The organism is Thorsellia anophelis DSM 18579, assembly GCF_900111395.1.
GTDB lineage: Bacteria > Pseudomonadota > Gammaproteobacteria > Enterobacterales > Thorselliaceae > Thorsellia > Thorsellia anophelis.
Genome location: NZ_FOHV01000023.1, coordinates 26,149 through 44,905 on the forward strand (window position 1 = coordinate 26,149; position 18,757 = coordinate 44,905).

At 36.4% G+C, this 18,757-nt stretch carries 14 protein-coding genes and 1 tRNA gene; 11 read left to right on the forward strand and 4 right to left on the reverse strand.

The window, feature by feature from the left end:
- The first annotated feature begins 463 nt into the window (after nucleotides 1–463).
- The gene (locus tag BMW37_RS11330; RefSeq protein WP_093321132.1) at nucleotides 464–1,138 is read left to right on the forward strand and encodes a type 1 glutamine amidotransferase domain-containing protein; all 675 of its coding nucleotides are present in this window, start codon (nucleotides 464–466) and stop codon (nucleotides 1,136–1,138) included.
- Nucleotides 1,139–1,229: 91 nt separating this feature from the next.
- Here BMW37_RS11330 and BMW37_RS11335 read toward each other — a convergent pair whose 3' ends face one another.
- Complete coding sequence (locus tag BMW37_RS11335) at nucleotides 1,230–2,699, reverse strand: Na+/H+ antiporter NhaC family protein (RefSeq protein WP_093321135.1); 1,470 nt, start codon at nucleotides 2,697–2,699, stop codon at nucleotides 1,230–1,232.
- A 371-nt stretch (nucleotides 2,700–3,070) separates the two neighbouring features.
- On the opposite strand from BMW37_RS11335, the gene BMW37_RS11340 reads away from it, so the two are divergent.
- The 4 genes from BMW37_RS11340 to BMW37_RS11355 all read left to right on the forward strand — a co-directional run bounded on the left by BMW37_RS11340 (nucleotide 3,071) and on the right by BMW37_RS11355 (nucleotide 7,862).
- Nucleotides 3,071–4,714 (forward strand): basic amino acid/polyamine antiporter, encoded by a 1,644-nt coding sequence (locus tag BMW37_RS11340; protein ID WP_093321137.1) that lies wholly within the window; start codon nucleotides 3,071–3,073, stop codon nucleotides 4,712–4,714.
- A 26-nt stretch (nucleotides 4,715–4,740) separates the two neighbouring features.
- Nucleotides 4,741–5,997 carry an arginine deiminase gene (gene arcA, locus BMW37_RS11345; protein WP_093321140.1) on the forward strand — a complete coding sequence of 419 codons (1,257 nt, stop codon included), beginning with the start codon at nucleotides 4,741–4,743 and terminating at the stop codon, nucleotides 5,995–5,997.
- Between the two features lie 95 nt (nucleotides 5,998–6,092).
- Nucleotides 6,093–7,199 (forward strand): baeRF3 domain-containing protein, encoded by a 1,107-nt coding sequence (locus BMW37_RS11350; RefSeq protein ID WP_093321142.1) that lies wholly within the window; start codon nucleotides 6,093–6,095, stop codon nucleotides 7,197–7,199.
- Nucleotides 7,200–7,310: 111 nt separating this feature from the next.
- Entirely contained in the window at nucleotides 7,311–7,862 is a 552-nt protein-coding gene (locus BMW37_RS11355) for a hypothetical protein (RefSeq protein WP_093321145.1), read from the forward strand.
- Nucleotides 7,863–7,902: 40 nt separating this feature from the next.
- Here the strand turns inward: BMW37_RS11355 and BMW37_RS11360 are convergent.
- Nucleotides 7,903–7,979, reverse strand: a tRNA-Asp gene (locus BMW37_RS11360).
- Nucleotides 7,980–8,703: 724 nt separating this feature from the next.
- On the opposite strand from BMW37_RS11360, the gene mgtA reads away from it, so the two are divergent.
- Entirely contained in the window at nucleotides 8,704–11,490 is a 2,787-nt protein-coding gene (gene mgtA / locus BMW37_RS11365; RefSeq protein ID WP_093321148.1) for a magnesium-translocating P-type ATPase, read from the forward strand.
- 179 nt (nucleotides 11,491–11,669) lie between these two features.
- Here mgtA and epmB read toward each other — a convergent pair whose 3' ends face one another.
- Both epmB and BMW37_RS11375 read right to left on the reverse strand, forming a co-directional pair.
- On the reverse strand, nucleotides 11,670–12,680 hold the full coding sequence (gene epmB / locus BMW37_RS11370) for an EF-P beta-lysylation protein EpmB (RefSeq protein WP_093321167.1): 1,011 nt from the start codon (nucleotides 12,678–12,680) through the stop codon (nucleotides 11,670–11,672).
- 163 nt (nucleotides 12,681–12,843) lie between these two features.
- On the reverse strand, nucleotides 12,844–13,332 hold the full coding sequence (locus BMW37_RS11375; RefSeq protein ID WP_093321150.1) for a DUF2004 domain-containing protein: 489 nt from the start codon (nucleotides 13,330–13,332) through the stop codon (nucleotides 12,844–12,846).
- A gap of 666 nt (nucleotides 13,333–13,998) precedes the next feature.
- Between BMW37_RS11375 and efp the strand changes: the two genes are divergently transcribed.
- From efp to BMW37_RS11400, 5 genes are all read left to right on the forward strand, one after another.
- Nucleotides 13,999–14,565, forward strand: coding sequence for an elongation factor P (efp, locus tag BMW37_RS11380; RefSeq protein ID WP_093321153.1), 567 nt, complete (start codon nucleotides 13,999–14,001; stop codon nucleotides 14,563–14,565).
- 470 nt (nucleotides 14,566–15,035) lie between these two features.
- Nucleotides 15,036–15,410: a 30S ribosomal protein S12 gene (rpsL, locus tag BMW37_RS11385; protein ID WP_093321156.1), complete on the forward strand. Its 375-nt coding sequence runs from the start codon at nucleotides 15,036–15,038 to the stop codon at nucleotides 15,408–15,410.
- A gap of 104 nt (nucleotides 15,411–15,514) precedes the next feature.
- On the forward strand, nucleotides 15,515–15,985 hold the full coding sequence (gene rpsG, locus BMW37_RS11390) for a 30S ribosomal protein S7 (protein ID WP_093321158.1): 471 nt from the start codon (nucleotides 15,515–15,517) through the stop codon (nucleotides 15,983–15,985).
- Between the two features lie 127 nt (nucleotides 15,986–16,112).
- Complete coding sequence (gene fusA / locus BMW37_RS11395; RefSeq protein ID WP_093321161.1) at nucleotides 16,113–18,221, forward strand: elongation factor G; 2,109 nt, start codon at nucleotides 16,113–16,115, stop codon at nucleotides 18,219–18,221.
- Between the two features lie 99 nt (nucleotides 18,222–18,320).
- Nucleotides 18,321–18,757, forward strand: a 437-nt coding sequence (locus BMW37_RS11400) for a GTP-binding protein (RefSeq protein ID WP_143047641.1), incomplete at its 3' end; no start/stop codon positions are given.

The following is an 18,757-nucleotide window of genomic DNA, read 5'->3' on the forward strand; positions in this document are numbered from 1 at the left end:
AGAGCTTTCCAGCACTTTGATTATCAAAAGAAAAGGAGCAGCGTTTTGCTTTTTAGAGTCAAATTTTATCCATTACTGAAAAAGCGAGTTTAATTAATAGTGTATTTGAAGTTATGTTAGCTTCAGGCATTCTAGACCTATCAAAATCACTTATACTTAATTTAACTGATAAGGGAGCGTATATTATTATGGTCATTATGATGATTGGTCTAGTTAGGTCTTTGGCATTTACTTATTTTTTTCAATGCCCAAACAGCCAAAATTAAGCTTTTTCCAAGCAAAACTACCAATTGGTTAAATATATTATTCGAAAATTGAATATCCATTATGAAAAAAAATTATTTTCAGAATAATTAAAAGTTCGGTATTATCTCTATAGAATTTCTTAAGGGGAATTTGAATGTACATTCGAATAACACAACACTAATACAAACTCACTCAATTACTATAATGAGGCCAAAAGATGAAAATATTAATGGTTCTGACATCACATGCACAATTAGGTAATACTGATATCAAAACAGGATTTTGGTTAGAAGAATTTACAACTCCATATTATGTATTTAAAGATGCAGGAGCAGATATAACAATTGCATCTCCTAAAGGCGGGCTACCACCGATTGATCCTAATAGTGCAGAGGAACAGACCGATTCAACTGTACGTTATCATGCCGATAATGAATTAAAAAAACAATTAGCTAACACATTAGTATTAAGTCAGATTGATGCAGGTGAATTCGATGCGATTTTCTATCCAGGAGGACATGGTCCGCTATGGGATTTGGCTGAAGATAAAGATTCAATTGCTTTAATCGAATCTTTTTATCAACAAAATAAACCGATTGGAGCTGTGTGCCACGGACCTGCTGTCCTTAAACACCCAAAATCACAAGCGGGAGATTATATTGTTGCAGGGAAGGATGTAACAGGATTTTCAAATGAAGAAGAAGAGGCGGTTAAATTAACTGAAATCGTACCATTTTTAGTGGAAGATATGTTAAAAGCGAATGGTGGCAACTATATTCGAGCGGCTAATTGGCAGAGTTATGTTGCTGTGAACCCACTTTTAGTAACAGGACAAAATCCAGCTTCCTCTGAAGCAACTGCGACTGAACTATTGAAGGTATTATCAAAATAGTGCTTTTGGTTCAAAATAAATATTATTAATTGCTTGCCCCACTATAACGTATGCAGTTTATTTACGGTATGGGTGGGGGATTAAAAATAGTTTAATCAATCTTTTTAGGCGCTCTATAAAATAATAATGCAAAAGCAACTGACATTAGCGGAGCGAGAATATTAAAAAATGCAAATGGCATATAACTTAATGTTGAAACGCCTAATACTGCAGCCATATAAGCACCACATGAATTCCATGCAACAAGTGGTGATGTTACGATACTTGCATCAGCCACAGTTCGAGATAGCAATTTGTTTTCCAACCCTCGCTTAGTAAACTCTTTCTTAAATAATCTACTTGGAATTAATAATGCAATATATTGATCACCAGCAGTAGCATTAAGCCCTAGCGCTGTTAATACAACTGAAACAATCAGTTTAGGCGTACTTTTTGCTCTAACTAAAATTGGTGTGACCAATTTATTGAGCAAACCAAACTCATCAACAAGCGTTCCAAAAGTTATTGCGACTAAAATAAGCCAAATAGTAATCAGCATACTATGCATCCCGCCCCTAGACAAAAGCGCATCCATTTCAGGTAACCCAGTTTCAATTGAGAACCCTTTAGCAAGAACTAGCCAGATTGATTTAATAATTGAGCTTATTTCCAAAGTAGTTGCTGTTTCATTAAAGCTTTTTTGAGCAAAGTGAATTAAAATATCAGGTTGTAAAAAAATACTCATAAAACAGGCAAATAATGCAGAGAGCAAAATGGCTAAAACCGCTGGAATTCTTAGTATTGACAATATTATTAGAAAAAGTAAAGGAATGAGATTCCAAATTGAAATACGGTATATTGCTTCAAATTGAGATAATTCAGCCTCAAGTAATGCCGCATCCACATTAGGTTTTTCACTGATAACTCCTACGATTAAAAATAAAATTAATGCCAATATAGCGGTTGGTATGGTCGTTCTAGCTTGAAAACTGATGTGTTCATAAATCGGCACATCATTAATTTGCGCAGATAGCAAAGCGGTTTCAGAAAGAGGGGATAATTTATCTCCAACATAAGCACCAGAAATGACTGCGCCTGCTGTGATTTCCGGTGATAGACCTAACATAGAAGCAAGCCCAACTAAACCAACCCCAATTGTCCCTGCTGTTGTCCAAGAGCTCCCTATGCTGAGTGAGGTGACTCCACAAATAAAAAAAGCGATGGGATAAAACCAATTGGGGGAGATAGTTTTAATGCCATAGTAAATTAAAGTAGGAATAGTCCCTGAAAGATTCCATGCTGCAATTAAAGCTCCGACACTCAATAATATAAAAATGGCCCCAGTAATTGAAGCGATACCTCTTTGCCCTGCTTGACTAATTTCATCCCATGCATGTCCATTTTTAAGAAGAATAAAGATAGTTAGCATAATGATAATCAAAATGCCTACTTGTAAAGGTCCAGACATTGCTTCTAATCCAAAAAAGTAGACAGAGCTTGCTACGACACAAATGAGACAGATTAAGGGCAAAATCGCATCAAAATAAGAAGGTGATTTAGCAACTTTTTGTGTTAATGACATGTTAATTATCCTTAAATATCGTCAAGAATCGTGATTGAGTAGCGTCATAAGAGCTCTACTTTTAGGTTCATGATACGTTGAAATACGATTGACATATGCTCAAACCTATTCTAGTTTAGATTGTATTGATCTATGTCAATTATTTTGCATTAATTACATCAAGAATGTTTCATTCAATTTATTATATTACAATGCCGATATGGAATTGATTTACTAGAACAATGATGTAATAATGAACTAGTTGTGATTTAATGTAAAACAATTTACTTGTTTTAGTTACAATTAATATCCAATCATTTATAGAATTATCAGCTAACAAAGGGGTAATTCTCTGATGAAACTATCATCGTTGCCATTTCAGCTAAGGATATATTATGAGCAATTCACCGCAAAAATTGAGTCGAGGCGCACTAATTGGATTAGTTGTTGGTTCCATGATTGGTGCAGGTATTTTTTCCTTACCAGCAAGATTTGGACAGGCAACAGGTGTCCTTGGAGCATTGATTGCTTGGACAATAGCTGGTGTGGGTATGCTAATGCTAGCTTTCGTATTTCAACGCTTAGCTCAAAGAAAACCAGAGATTGATGCAGGAATCTTTGCTTATGCAAAAGATGGATTTGGTCCTTATCTCGGTTTTATCGCAGCATTTGGTTTTTGGGCTGGTACTTGCGTCGGTAATGTAAGTTACTGGATTACGATTAGTAACACCTTGGCTGTTTTTGGTGGGGTGCCAACAGAAGAGACTGGTTTTGTATTAAAATTTTTATCAGGTTTTACTGGTCCTACAGGTGAAGTCAGTTTGCAAGCATTAATCGTGTCTTCCGTTGCTGTATGGCTATTTCATATGCTGATTTTACGCGGTGTTAAAGAAGCATCTGGTCTTAATAAGATTGTCACAATTGCAAAAATTCTGCCTATTTTTATTTTCATCTTAGTTTTAATTCGTTTTTTCCAGCTAGATCTATTCACTGGAAATTTTTGGGGTGCAGGGGATAATAGCTTTTCTAGTATTATGAGCCAAGTCAATAGAACAATGCTAATTACTGTATTTGTTTTCGTTGGGATTGAAGGGGCGAGTGTTTATTCTAGATACGCTAAAAATCGACAAGATGTAGGTGTCGCTACGGTTCTTGGATTTATTGGTGTTTTGTGTATTATGATGCTTGTTACTCTACTTTCATATGGTGTGGTTGCACAAGAGCAATTAGCGAATATGCCAAATCCTTCTATGATGAGTTTGCTCACCGAATTAGTTGGCACTTGGGGTGGAATTTTAATTGGAATAGGATTGATTGTCTCTGTATTAGGCGCATATTTATCTTGGTCTTTATTAGCAGCTGAAGTTTTATGGTCTGCAGCTAAATATCATATTGTTCCTAAACGTTTAGCGATAGAAAGTGATAAAAAAGTACCTGCTGCTGCTTTATGGTTAACCAATCTGACTATTCAAGGCTTTTTAATTTTAACTTATTTTTCTAATGATGCATTCGTTGTTACACAGAATTTAACAAGCTCATTAAGTTTAATACCTTATTTTCTAGTTGCTGCCTACGCTGCAAAATTAGTTTTGATAAATGACTCAAGTTACGCAACTGAACCACTTGGAAAACGTAGCGATTTGATAATTGCATCTATTGCAACACTATACTCTTTCGCCATGTTATTAACTGCAGGGATTGAAAAATTATTACTTACAGTATTGATATTCTTACCTGGCTCAATCATGTATATTTTGGCTAAGCGTGAGCAGAAACAAAAATGGTTTACGCGATCTGAGAGCATTGTATTTGGTGTAATTGTATTAGCATCTGTAGTGACAGTGTATGGTATTGCTGCTGGTAAAAGTACAATTTTTAATGTATCAGCTCCGATTTCAAGTGATATTGAAGATATTGATAATTGTTTTGGCAAGGTCACTGTTTTATTTGAAGATGGCCACTATGAATGTCAAGCTACAGATGTACCTCTTATTGAAAATGATATTAATACGTCTATTTCAGTAGAAAAACCTTAATTATTCTCAACGAAGGAGATAAGTCTATGTCTAGTTCTACAAATCAAGCATACGGTGTACATTCAGAAGTTGGTCAATTAAGAAAAGTAATGGTATGTGCGCCTGGTCTTGCTCACACAAGATTAACACCTAGTAACTGTGATTCATTATTGTTTGATGATGTCTTATGGGTAGAAACGGCTAAGCGAGATCATTTTGATTTTATTAATAAAATGCGTGAGCGTGGTGTTGATGTTGTTGAAATGCATAATCTACTTGCTGAAACATTAGAAAATCCACTAGCTAGGAAGTGGATTTTAGACCAACAAATTGTTCCTAATGAAATTGGATTAGGGCTGGTAGATGAAGTCCGTTCTTATCTTGATGAAATGCCAGCGAGACAACTAGCAGAGACTTTAATAGGCGGTTTATCTACCGAAGAGTTTCCTGAAACTCGTGGTGGAGAAATGCTTAAAATCGTTAAAGATGCAGCAGGCATTACCGAATATCTCCTTCCACCATTACCAAATACGCTTTATACACGTGATACAACATGTTGGATTTACGGAGGGGTAACATTAAATCCACTGTATTGGCCTGCTCGTCATGAAGAAACTATACTAACTTCAGCAATTTATAAGTTTCATCCTGATTTTGGTGAAGAAAAAGTAAACGTATGGTGGGGAGATCCTACTCAGCATTGGGGCAGTGCGACATTAGAAGGTGGAGATGTCATGCCTGTTGGTAATGGTGTTGTATTGATAGGGATGAGTGAAAGAACCTCTCGCCAAGCAATAAGTCAAGTTGCAGCAGCTCTTTTTGCTCAAAATGTTGCGAAACGAGTGATCGTGTGTGCTATGCCTAAACTTAGAGCTGCAATGCATTTAGATACAGTCTTTACTTTTGCTGACAGGGATGTGTGTTTATTATATCCAGATATCATGAATCATGTTCAAACCTATTCCTACTATCCAAGTGATAAACCGGGAGGAGTTGAATTAGTGAAAGAAAACAAACCTTTTGTTGATGTTGTTGCAGCTGCATTAGGCTTGAAAAAATTACGTGTTATTGAGACAGGTGGAAATGCCTATATGCGTGAAAGGACTCAGTGGGATAGTGGCGCTAATCTAGTTGCCTTATCTCCTGGTGTCGTTATGGCTTATGACAGAAATACTTATACAAATACATTATTACGTAAAGAGGGTATTGAAGTCATCACTATCTCTGGTAGTGAATTAGGAAGGGGACGAGGTGGTGGCCACTGTATGACTTGTCCTATTAGCCGTGATGCAATTGATTGGTAATCAATGCTTAAGATTTGATTATTAGTATTAAAAAGTATTTATGCGTTTTTAAATTAGATTAAAAACGCATGTTCATTATAATTTGGAGAAAAAAAATGTTACATATTGATTTGCCTTGTGTTTCTGAAATTAGTCAGTTAGCGAATGAGAATTCTGATGCATGCGTGAGCATTTATGTTAAGACGTCTCCTCTTAGAGAAGAGTTGCATGCAAGCAAAGTAGAGCTGTCAAATTTAGCAAAAACTGCGTATCAGAAACTAGAAGGAATCAAACTTGATAAACGTCGCCTTGCTCTTATTAGCGAACAAATTGATGAGCTATTAGAAGATGATTCATTTTGGCGTTTACATTCAAGCTCACTTGCGGTATTTGTTACCCCAGAAAAAATTATCACTTACCGTTTACCAAATGATTTGACTTCAAGAGTAGAAGTTTCGAATCGTTTTTATATTAAACCACTACTTCGTTCACTTACATTCTCTCATTCTGCCGATGTACTTGTGTTAACTGAAAATAGCGTCCGCTTAATCGAATTTTTTGAAAATGGTCAATCAGTTGAAGAGCATATCGCTGAGTTGCCTTCAAAAGGGATGCATGCTTTGCTAGCTAATCCAGATGGAATGGGGCAAGTAGCGATGCATAAAGAAAATGCGCGTTTAGTACAGTACGTACGTTATATTAACCAAGTGCTTCGTCCTTATTACTTACAAAACAATCAACCGCTTATCTTAGTTGCAACTGATCACATTGCTGCATTATTTAAAAAACACTGCACATTACCAAACTTAATTCAAAAACATGTTAACTTGAGCGCAGATAATACTTCAGTTGCAGATATCGTGACTTTAGCTCGTCCAATCTTAGCTGAACACCATAAAGCTCAATTAGATTCTGCTTTAGCATTAGTGACAGAACGTCAAAATCAAAATCGTACTGCATTTGATTTAACTGATGTTGCACGTAAAGTGACTTATGGTGCAGTAGACACATTACTTATTGATATTGATGCATGCGTGCCAGGTTTAATTTGTGAAGAAGGTAAAGTGACATTATTTGATAAGTCGAGTGCAGAAAAAGGTGATGTAATTGATGAAATCACAAAGCGTGCATTAGAAACAGGTGCTAAAATTGTTGCTGTGCGTGCAAATGAATTACCAGCTGGTGCATCAAATGTTGTTGCGGTATTACGTTACGCTTTATAATGATCATTTAATAAAATGAAATTTTAAAATTTCACTAGTTAATATTTAAACGCTTGGTTTTAGATTTCTATGCCAAGCGTTTTTTTTCGGGAATTTTTTAAGGATAGTAATATGACGCAAGAATCAATTTATCTCTTGCCTGGGCGTGGAAGGCAATTGACAGAAGGGTTAGGTAGTGAACTGATCAGAAGAGGGTACTCATTAAGAGGGAGAGATTTGGAAAGTGAATTTGGTAAATACCCTTTTGAAAAACAGCTTGAAATAGTCAGGGAGGATCTGGCAAATTATTGTTGGTCTGATTCGTCTAAAGTTATTGCTATTTCATTTGGGGCCTATCTATTTTTACAAGCACAAGCTGAAATCTCACCTTATATTGGGCGCGTCTTATTGCTTTCTCCTATCATAGGAGAAGTCATTAATTTAGAATTAGGGAGATATTTTATTCCACCTCAGTCTAAGAGAATTGAATTAATGACATCTCAAGGGCTTTATCCTATTCCAAAACAATTAGAAATTCATGTGGGAGAAAAAGACTGGCAATGTCCTATAGAGGTAATGAAGGAAATTGCATTACAATGGAAAGTAAAATTATCAGTTGTACCAGAGCAAGAACATAGATTAAATGAGCAATATGTTGGAAAAATACTAGACAGCTGGCTTTAATTGAGAGATTGGGGAGTATTTATATTATTGGTTAATAAATTGGCGGAACGGACGGGACTCGAACCCGCGACCCCCTGCGTGACAGGCAGGTATTCTAACCAACTGAACTACCGCTCCGCTGAAAGGTAACTGTTTAGAACGAGGCGAATAATAAAGGCATAATCCTTGTGCGTCAATGTTTTTTTTAATAAATCCATTTGATTGATGTGTTTTTGGTCAGTTTGCAAAACAAATAACGGGAGAAAATTTTTTATTCGAGAAGTACATTAGCTTTTAAGTGAATAGCTTTATGTCAATGTGTAAAAGAAATTAAGAGGGTATGTCCGTTAACAGTATTGATAATTAGGAGATGAGACTGTTATGTTTAGTGTTATCAATATGTATGGTGCAAAAATGATTACCTGATTGGTTAATAGTTGTACATATCTTTGGTTTGATTTTTATAATGAAATCAATTAAATTCATAAAGCTTGATAACTAAAGTGATTATTTTTAGGTCTGTTATAAACCGACTTAATGCTGATAATTCTAAGCTTTAGTGAATTTAGCAATCGCAACAATTTATTTCAGTTACGTATAGCGCAAAAGTTCTCTCATTTGAGATGTTATTGAAATCAATTGTATATTTTTCATTAATAAAGGTACGAATAATGGACGATGATCCGAGTGGTTTATATATAACGAGCATTCGTTACAAAAGCCCTAGTGTAATTCAAATAATCATTAATCGAACAGTCTGTATTTTGATGCAGGACGAATACGCACGCCTATTACAAACCCGTCAAACTTAAGTTAGACAGATTTCTATAAGCAGCGTAATCGTGCTGCTATAGGAGTGAGTATGACTTATCAAATCGATAAAAATAGCAATATCAGTCACGATAAAGGTGCTGATTCTAAAAATCGAACTAGTAAAAGAACCGATCGCAAAAAGCTACGGCAGAACGAGACGATAGAGGCCAAGGTTGTTAAATGGGCTAATCCCTCTATCGATGCAACTGTTAAATTTTTTAATTCTGATTATCAGGGATTAACACAATCAGATGCAGACGCTCGCTTGCATAGAAACGGCTTAAATGAAATCCGCCATGATGCTCCGCCTCATTTTATTGTCCAACTATTGAGATCATTCAATAGTCCATTTATCTATGTTCTATTAGGACTAGCTGTTATTAGTTACTTCACAGATATAAAATTTGCTGAGCCTGAGGACCAAAGTTGGGTCAGTATTATGATTATCATCATCATGGTCTCGTTAAGTGGACTGTTAAGGTTTATTCAAGAGTATCGTTCTAGTAAAGCCTCTGAAAATTTAAAATCACTTGTCAGTAATCGTGCTACGGTTCTAAGACGTGAGAATAAAAATGAAGTTGGGGTATTAAGAGAAATTGAAATGAAAAAGCTAGTGGTCGGTGATATCGTTCAACTAGAAGCAGGTGATATGATTCCTGCAGATATCAGGCTGCTAGAATCTAGGGATTTGTTTGTGAGTCAAGCTGTGCTAACAGGAGAGGCTTTACCTGTAGAAAAATACGATACTTTAGGGGCAATTGCGGCTAAAACAGCAAATAGACAAGAGTCAAATGTAGAATTAGGTGCTTTAGATGCGCCTAGTTTATGTTTTATGGGGACAAATGTTGTTAGTGGCAGTGCGAGAGGGCTTGTTATTGCAACAGGTGGCGAAACGTATTTTGGGTCACTTGCAAAAAATGTGACGACGCAAAAACGTGTTGAAACACATTTTGATAGAGGAGTGAATAGTGTTTCATGGGTATTAATCAAGTTCATGCTTGTAATGGTACCGATTGTTTTTGCGATAAACTGGTATACCAAAGGCGATATGCTGAGCGCTTTGACATTTGCATTAGCTGTCGCGGTAGGATTGACACCAGAAATGCTACCTATGATAGTTTCAACTAATTTAGCTAAAGGTGCCATTACCATGGCGCGAAGAAAAGTTGTGGTAAAGCGACTAAATTCAGTGCAAAACCTTGGGGCGATGGATGTTTTATGTACTGATAAAACGGGTACCTTAACACGTGACCATATCATCTTAGAGCATCATTTAAATGTCAAAGGACAAACTGATTCGAATGTTCTTAGCTTCGCATGGTTAAACTCGTTTCATCAAAGTGGCCAGAAAAATCTGATGGATAGGGCAATCCTTAAAGGTGCTGTTGATGCCGATATCCCTAATAGAACCCAAGTGTATCAAAAAATTGATGAGTTACCATTTGATTTCATTAGAAGAAGACTTTCTGTAGTATTAAGTGAACCTAATGGTAAACATATCATGATTACTAAAGGTGCAGTAGAAGAGATGCTAGAAGTTAGTACGCATTTTGTAGATGATAACCAAGTTAAACCCTTAGATGCAGCGTCTAAACATGCCATTTTATCTCAAGCTGAATTTTTTAATGAAGACGGGTTTAGAGTCCTACTTATTGCCAGTAAAATGATAATGGATGAAGAAACGAAGAGTCAATATACAACTGCTGATGAAACTCAGTTAGTGATAAGAGGGTTTTTAACCTTTTTAGATCCACCAAAAGAAACAGCAGAAGCTGCAATATTAGCACTTAAGAATTATGGTGTTGCAGTGAAGGTTTTGACAGGGGATTCAGTATCTGTTGCTGCGAAAGTGTGTGATTTAGTCGGCCTTGAAGTGAATAAACCTCTTACAGGGTCTGATATTGATAAAATGGATGATGTGGAGCTATGTCAATTAGTTGAAAATACAGTTTTATTTGCAAAGCTTACCCCACTTCAAAAATCCAGAGTAATTAAAGCTCTCCAAGCTAATGGGCATACTGTTGGATTTTTAGGGGATGGTATTAATGATGCCCCTGCATTAAGAGATGCTGATGTGGGGATTTCAGTTGATACAGCCGCAGATATTGCGAAAGAAACAGCAGATATTATACTACTTGAAAAAAGTTTGATGGTGCTTGAAGAGGGTGTGGTTAAAGGAAGAGAGACGTTTGGTAATATTCTTAAATATTTAAATATGACGGCGAGCTCAAATTTTGGAAATGTGTTTTCAGTTCTGGTTGCTTCTGCTTGGTTACCTTGGGAACCAATGCTAGCTATCCATCTATTAATACAAAACCTTATCTATGATATATCACAAATGGTTTTACCGTGGGATAAAATGGATAAAGAGTTTTTGAAAACACCTCGAAAATGGAATGCACCCAATATTCGTCGATTCATGTTATGGTTAGGTCCGACTTCTTCAGTGTTTGACATTAGTACTTATATTTTAATGTGGACTGTTTTTGGTGCTGGGGCTGCTTATGCCCTTCATGGTGGCACTGCAGGGCAAGATATTATGAACTCAGGTTGGTTTGTCGTAGGCTTGGTTTCTCAGACGCTTGTCGTGCATATGCTAAGAACACGTAAAATACCCTTTATTCAAAGCTGTGCTTCTTGGCCAATTGTGGTTTCAACAACAATTGCCATCGCCATCGCGTGTTACTTACCATTTTCACCTTTAGCATCAAGTATTGGGTTTATTCCATTAGATGGAAGTTATTTTTACTGGCTTGTTGCAACTATGGTCGCTTATATGACATTGACGCAAATTGTTAAAACTATTTATATCAAACGATATGGTGAGTGGTATTAATTTAGAATTCAAATTATCGGATATTGATTAATATAATGTTTAGATGCCAAAGAGCTAAAGAATTGCTTTGCCTCTTTGGTATAAAAAGGGTTAATACCGAAAACTAGTATATTCTTAACAACACTAAACAGTATTGCCTTTTGAGCAAAGTGATTACCGTTATAATTAATTTAGCGTTATCAGTCATAATAATGGATAGGGGTTTTGCTTTTTTGGCCTGCAATTTCTCTAGTAAGTTTTGGAACTAAGTAGCCTGATAGTTCACTAATTACTTCTTTCATAATTAACTTTGCGGAGTCATCTGAAACATAAAAATGTGCTGCCCCTTGCACTTTATCTAATAGATGCAAATAATAGGGTAATATACCTGCTTCAAACAACTTGTGGCTTAATTGGATAATTGCTGATGACGAATTGTTAACGTCTTTAAGTAAAACGCTCTGATTTAATAATAAAACGTTAACCTGTTTAAGGCGATACATTTTATCCATAACAATCTCATCAATTTCATTCGAATGATTAATGTGTGTTACTAATACAATTTTTTTATTTGAATCTCTAAAAATATCGAGAAGTGTATCAGTTATTCTGCTTGGAATAACAACAGCTAATCTACTGTGCAGGCGGATTGTTCTAACATGAGGGATCTGATTAATTTTCTCAAATAGCCAGGCAAGTTCACTATCTTTAGCCATTAAAGGATCACCACCAGATAAGATGACTTCATCAATCTTAGGGGTGTTTTTAATGTAATCTATCGCTAGCTGCCAAGTCTTCTTATTGCCGGGGTTGGCATCATAAGGAAAATGTCTCCTAAAACAATAGCGGCAGTTAATCGCACAACTTCCTTTTAGAATCATCAGTACTCTCGAGGGATATTTATGAAGTAAACCAGGTGCGACGGAGTCCTGTTCTTCTAATGGGTCCAGTGTGAAACCAGGTACGTCAATTAATTCTTTTGCATCAGTCCATACTTGCAAGAAAAGAGGATCGTTTAAATTGTTTTTTTCAATCCGTGATAAATATGCAATAGGAACACGTAATGCGAATTGTTTTCGTGCTTGGATATCAGCTTCTAATTTTTCAGAAAGGGGGATTTCAAGGCGCTTTAATAGATCATAAGGGTTTGTTATCACTTGCTTAAGGTCTAGAACCCAGTTATGAATAGATGTTTTTTCTACCTGCGTCATAGGTATGGTTAAATTATTAATAGTTTTTTGTGTCATTTTTTTAAGCAGTCAAATAATTTAGTATAAACTCACTAATTGTCGATTAAAGCGCCACACTCATTGATTATTACCAGAGCTTGCAAAGAGGAATATTTAATTGAATTTAATCATTGATGGATTAGCTTTACCATCTCATCGAAGATAACTTACCATCAAGCGTGAGATATACTGTAAATAGTTCATCCGAATAATCAGTATTGACAGCAAAAGCAATCATTAAACGTGGTTCGTCATTTTGATTTACACACAGAAACATACCATCAATTAAGAAATTATCAATTAAAAATGCTGGTGTCATGGCGTCTAGTGGGGTATTAGGAAATATTCTCGCTAAAACTTCCGAGGTTAACTCTTCTAGATGAAAAATGCAGTACTCTCTTACTGTACTTTTAGGGTTATTTTGTAGATCTAAATGTAAGAAATTGATAATTTCAGGTAAATGTTGCTCTAAATTTGGTAGAAGTTGAGCTGCTTTATCTAGAAAAATTTGATTTTGATAGAAATCAGGAAGAAAAAATAACTCAACAGATATTAGCTTGCCGTTATAATTCAAATCAAGCGTATGAAAAGCGTTATTACTATTTTGGCTGAATGTTTCACTAAGTAATTTCATTTAACCCTCTTAATAGGTTACTTGTACAGTAAATTATGATTTTTGATTATACAGAACTCATTTACTTATTGATACTAAAATGAACATCATCGAATTAGAGCTCTAAAAGGTAAAGATATTTAAACAGATGACATTGTTTGAATAATTTTATTGATATTACATTGATATTACTAAGGGCAATAAAAATTAGATAGGATGATTAGAGGAAATAAAAAATAGATTAGACTAATCTTGTAATGAGCTAAATGCACAAACAATATTAGCGAAGGTATGTGCAAAAATGTAGGCTTAATTATGGGGCATAAACCCATTCAACTGTTTTATTTATGTTTGCTATATATAGATTTTTATGGGTTTCTTTCTGCTCTCAAGTTTTATATTCTAGTGCATATCGTATGTAAAATGCTGAATAAGTTTCTATGCTATCTTACTTGCAACGGTAAATAAAATAATAGGTATCGCCTAGTTAGAGTGGTAAGAAGTCATTAAATAAGGTAAGCACAATCGTCAACACAAATATTAATTCTATGATAGAATATTAAAAGATAGCATAAAAGAATTTAAGCTTTGAATTTTTTATGCCTTGTCTTTAATCATTGAGCATTGAAAAACCAACAGATGACTCAACTTAAAACGTATATTTTTTAAATTTTAAAGAGGCCCCCAATGGCGACTTATGGAAGTAATGACCTAAAAAATGGTCTTAAAATCATGTTAGATGGCGAACCTTGTGTTATTTTAGATACTGAATTTGTTAAACCTGGCAAAGGACAGGCATTTACCCGTACTCGTGTTAGGAAACTAATATCTGGTAAAACATTAGATAAAACGTTCAAATCCAATGAATCAGTAGATGGTGCTGATGTTATGGATTTAAATATGGATTATCTTTACACAGATGGTGAGTTCTGGCATTTTATGAATAACCAAACATTTGAGCAATTGTCTGCTGATGCTAAAGCAGTTGGGGATAACGCGCAGTGGTTAGTTGAAAATTCTGAGTGTATCTTAACCCTTTGGAATGGACAGCCAATAGCAGTTACACCACCTAACTTTATTGAACTTGAAATTGTTGATACCGATCCTGGTCTGAAAGGCGATACTGCAGGGACAGGTGGTAAACCTGCTACATTATCTACGGGTGCAGTCGTAAAAATTCCTCTTTTTGTGCAGCTTGGTGAAGTGATTCGCGTTGATACAAGAAGTGGTGAGTATGTTTCACGCGTTAAGTAAATTCAAGCTAGAATAACTATTCATGTCTCATTTAACATCCCTGCTGTAACATATGTGTTTCTGATAGGGATGCTAATTATGTAGATGACGTTGAAGTTGTTTTGACGAAAATAAGTGCAATTTGCAGATACCATACCAAATCCCTCAAGCTCAGTTGGTTGCACTTTATGCGCATGTTTTTTAATCTGAATATATAAATAATCCGCATGTTACCTAATACTAAATTGAATATTAAACTTATGCGTAACTGCATTTCTAGAGCGCTTGACATACGGGCAATAGATGAATAGAATGTTGCGTCCTTTTTGTTATCATTTAACGTATTAAGGTTATCAGTTATTTTTCATTTTGAGATATAACATAACTCTTTGTTGGATAAGCAAAAGGGTTATCACACGTTTATTTAAGGCGATTAACTGGGAGTTTGCCCTCTCATTTAATCACAGTAGAACCTCTTTGGAGATTTTTTAATGGCAACAATTAATCAGTTAGTGCGTAAGCCACGTGCATCGAAAGTTGTGAAAAGCAACGTTCCTGCATTAGAAGCTTGCCCACAAAAACGCGGTGTTTGTACGCGCGTTTATACGACAACGCCAAAAAAACCAAACTCAGCAATGCGTAAAGTATGCCGTGTTCGTTTAACTAATGGCTTTGAAGTGACTTCCTACATCGGTGGTGAAGGTCATAACTTACAAGAACATAGCGTGATTTTAATCCGTGGTGGTCGTGTTAAAGATTTACCAGGTGTGCGTTATCATACAGTTCGCGGTGCATTAGACTGCGCAGGTGTAAAAGATCGTAAACAAGCACGCTCAAAATATGGCGTTAAAAGACCTAAGTCTTAATGGATTCCGTTAAGTAAGGCCAAACGTTAATTTTAAAAAAAACAATGTCAAACTTATCTATATGAGTTTTGGACAATCCTGAAATTATTAAACGGAGTATTTCCATGCCACGTCGTCGCGATGTCGGTCAGCGTAAAATTTTACCTGACCCTAAATTTGGATCAGAATTATTGGCTAAATTTGTCAATATCTTAATGGTTGATGGTAAAAAATCAATCGCAGAATCAATTGTTTACTCTGCGTTAGATGCATTAGCTCAACGTACAGGTAAAGCGCACCTAGAAGCGTTAGAGGCTGCATTAGATAATGTTCGCCCAACAGTTGAAGTTAAATCTCGCCGTGTAGGTGGTTCTACCTATCAAGTGCCTGTAGAAGTTCGTCCTGTTCGCCGTAATGCTTTAGCAATGCGTTGGATTGTGGATGCAGCTCGTAAACGTGGTGATAAATCAATGGCACTTCGCTTAGCTAATGAGTTAAGTGATGCGGCTGAAAATAAAGGCTCTGCTGTTAAAAAACGTGAAGATGTTCATCGTATGGCGGAAGCGAATAAAGCGTTTGCGCATTATCGTTGGTAATATGATTAAGACTCTCAAAATAATTTATTTTGGGAGTTTAGATTTTAAATGAATAAATTAAGGGCAAACCAAAGAAGGTAAGTCCGTTTTACCCGAAAGCAAACGTTAAAAGGATTAGAGGAACAAAATGGCACGTAAAACCCCCATTTCGCTTTACCGTAATATCGGTATCAGCGCACATATCGATGCCGGTAAAACAACAACAACTGAACGTATTTTGTTTTATACAGGTGTAAACCATAAAGTGGGTGAAACCCATGAAGGTACTGCGACTATGGACTGGATGGAGCAAGAGCAAGAGCGTGGTATTACTATCACATCTGCTGCGACAACCTGTTTCTGGTCTGGTATGGCAAATCAATTCCCATCACATCACATTAATATCATTGATACTCCGGGACACGTTGACTTCACAATTGAAGTTGAGCGTTCAATGCGTGTACTTGATGGTGCTGTAATGGTTTACTGTGCAGTAGGTGGCGTTCAACCACAATCTGAAACAGTATGGCGCCAAGCTAACAAATATAAAGTACCTCGTATCGCGTTTGTTAATAAAATGGACCGTACTGGTGCAAACTTCTTACGCGTTGTTGAGCAATTGAAAAAACGTTTAGCTGCAAATGCTGTGCCTATTCAATTACCAATTGGTGCTGAAGATAATTTCACAGGCGTTATCGATCTTGTTAAACGTAAAGCAATCAACTGGAGCGAAGAAGATAAAGGAAAAACCTTTACTTATGAAGATGTTCCAGCTGATATGGAAGAGTTAGTTGAAGAATGGCGTGCAAATTTAGTTGAATCAGCAGCAGAAGCTTCTGAAGAGCTAATGGATAAATACCTTGGTGGTGAAGACTTAACTGAGGAAGAAATTGTTAATGCACTTCGTCAAAGAGTATTAAACAGCGAAATCATTCTAGTAACGTGTGGCTCAGCATTTAAAAACAAAGGCGTACAAGCCATGTTAGATGCGGTAATTCAATACTTACCTGCACCAACAGATGTTGAAGCTATAAAGGGACTTTTACCAGATGGTAAAGATACACCTGACACACGTGAATCAACGGATGAAGCACCGTTCTCTGCATTAGCATTTAAAATCGCAGCAGATCCATTTGTTGGTACATTAACCTTTATCCGTGTTTATTCGGGTGTGGTTAACTCAGGTGATACAGTCCTTAACTCTGTTAAAGATAAACGTGAGCGTATTGGTCGTATTGTACAAATGCATGCTAACAAGCGTGAAGAAATTAAAGAAATTCGTGCAGGTGATATTGCTGCAGCAATTGGGCTGAAAGATGTTACTACTGGTGATACTTTATGTGATGTTGCTAAGCCAATCATCCTTGAGCGTATGGAATTCCCAGAGCCAGTTATCTCTGTTGCAATTGAGCCAAAAACAAAAGCTGACCAAGAAAAAATGGGTCTTGCTTTAGGTCGTTTAGCACAAGAAGATCCTTCATTCCGCGTGAGCAGTGATGAAGAATCAGGTCAAACAATCATCGCAGGTATGGGTGAGCTTCATCTTGATGTACTTGTTGACCGTATGCGTCGTGAATTCAATGTTGAAGCAAACGTGGGTAAACCACAAGTAGCTTATCGTGAGACGATTCGTTCTATGGTTGAACAAGAAGGTAAGCATGCTAAACAATCTGGTGGTCGTGGACAGTTTGGTCATGTGCGTATTCGCCTTGAAGCACTCGAACCAGGTGGTGTGGGCTATGAATTTATCAATGAAATCGTTGGTGGTGTAATTCCTAAAGAATACATCCCAGCTGTTGATAAAGGTATCCAAGAACAACTTAAAACAGGTGTACTTGCAGGCTACCCAATTGTGGATGTTAAAGTAACGTTATATGATGGATCATACCATGAGGTTGACTCATCAGAATTAGCGTTTAAAATAGCAGGATCAATGGCATTCAAAGAAGGTTTCATGAAAGCGAAACCTGTTCTACTTGAACCTATCATGAAAGTTGAAGTGGAAACACCAGAAGATTACATGGGTGATGTTATTGGTGACTTGAATCGTCGTCGTGGTATGATTGAAGGCATGGATGATACCTCAACAGGTAAAACTGTGCGTGCACAAGTACCATTATCAGAAATGTTTGGTTACGCAACTGATTTACGTTCACAAACTCAGGGACGTGCGTCATACTCGATGGAATTCTTGAAGTATAATGAAGCGCCATCAAATGTTGCACAAGCAATTATTGAAGCTCGTAGAGGCAAGTAAGCTTTAATTAAAAGCTGAATGCACCTATATTTTTATTAAAATGAAACCAGCGCATTGTGAAATAAATTACATTGCGCTTTTATATCGAGGAACACAGCCGTGTCTAAAGAAAAATTTGAACGTACAAAACCGCATTTGAACGTAGGTACTATCGGTCACGTTGACCATGGTAAAACAACGTTAACTGCTGCAATTACAACAGTATTAGCAAAAACTTATGGTGGTCAAGCTCGTGATTATTCACAAATTGATAATGCACCAGAAGAAAAAGCACGTGGTATTACAATTAATACATCACACGTAGAATATGACACACCAACTCGCCATTACGCGCACGTTGACTGCCCAGGACATGCTGACTATGTTAAAAACATGATCACAGGTGCAGCACAGATGGATGGTGCAATTCTAGTTGTTGCGGCAACAGATGGCCCAATGCCACAAACACGTGAGCATATCTTACTTGGTCGTCAAGTAGGTGTACCTTACATTCTTGTTTTCTTAAACAAATGTGACATGGTTGATGATGAAGAGTT

What these genes read in the sequence shown, in the direction of transcription:
- efp (WP_093321153.1), top strand. Translation starts at nt 13,999, where the DNA reads ATGGCGACTTATGGAAGTAATGACCTAAAAAATGGTCTTAAAATCATG.
- rpsG (WP_093321158.1), top strand. Translation starts at nt 15,515, where the DNA reads ATGCCACGTCGTCGCGATGTCGGTCAGCGTAAAATTTTACCTGACCCT.
- BMW37_RS11375 (WP_093321150.1), bottom strand. Translation starts at nt 13,332, where the DNA reads ATGAAATTACTTAGTGAAACATTCAGCCAAAATAGTAATAACGCTTTT.
- BMW37_RS11350 (WP_093321142.1), top strand. Translation starts at nt 6,093, where the DNA reads ATGTTACATATTGATTTGCCTTGTGTTTCTGAAATTAGTCAGTTAGCG.
- BMW37_RS11330 (WP_093321132.1), top strand. Translation starts at nt 464, where the DNA reads ATGAAAATATTAATGGTTCTGACATCACATGCACAATTAGGTAATACT.
- arcA (WP_093321140.1), top strand. Translation starts at nt 4,741, where the DNA reads ATGTCTAGTTCTACAAATCAAGCATACGGTGTACATTCAGAAGTTGGT.
- fusA (WP_093321161.1), top strand. Translation starts at nt 16,113, where the DNA reads ATGGCACGTAAAACCCCCATTTCGCTTTACCGTAATATCGGTATCAGC.
- epmB (WP_093321167.1), bottom strand. Translation starts at nt 12,680, where the DNA reads ATGACGCAGGTAGAAAAAACATCTATTCATAACTGGGTTCTAGACCTT.
- mgtA (WP_093321148.1), top strand. Translation starts at nt 8,704, where the DNA reads ATGACTTATCAAATCGATAAAAATAGCAATATCAGTCACGATAAAGGT.
- BMW37_RS11355 (WP_093321145.1), top strand. Translation starts at nt 7,311, where the DNA reads ATGACGCAAGAATCAATTTATCTCTTGCCTGGGCGTGGAAGGCAATTG.
- rpsL (WP_093321156.1), top strand. Translation starts at nt 15,036, where the DNA reads ATGGCAACAATTAATCAGTTAGTGCGTAAGCCACGTGCATCGAAAGTT.
- BMW37_RS11335 (WP_093321135.1), bottom strand. Translation starts at nt 2,699, where the DNA reads ATGTCATTAACACAAAAAGTTGCTAAATCACCTTCTTATTTTGATGCG.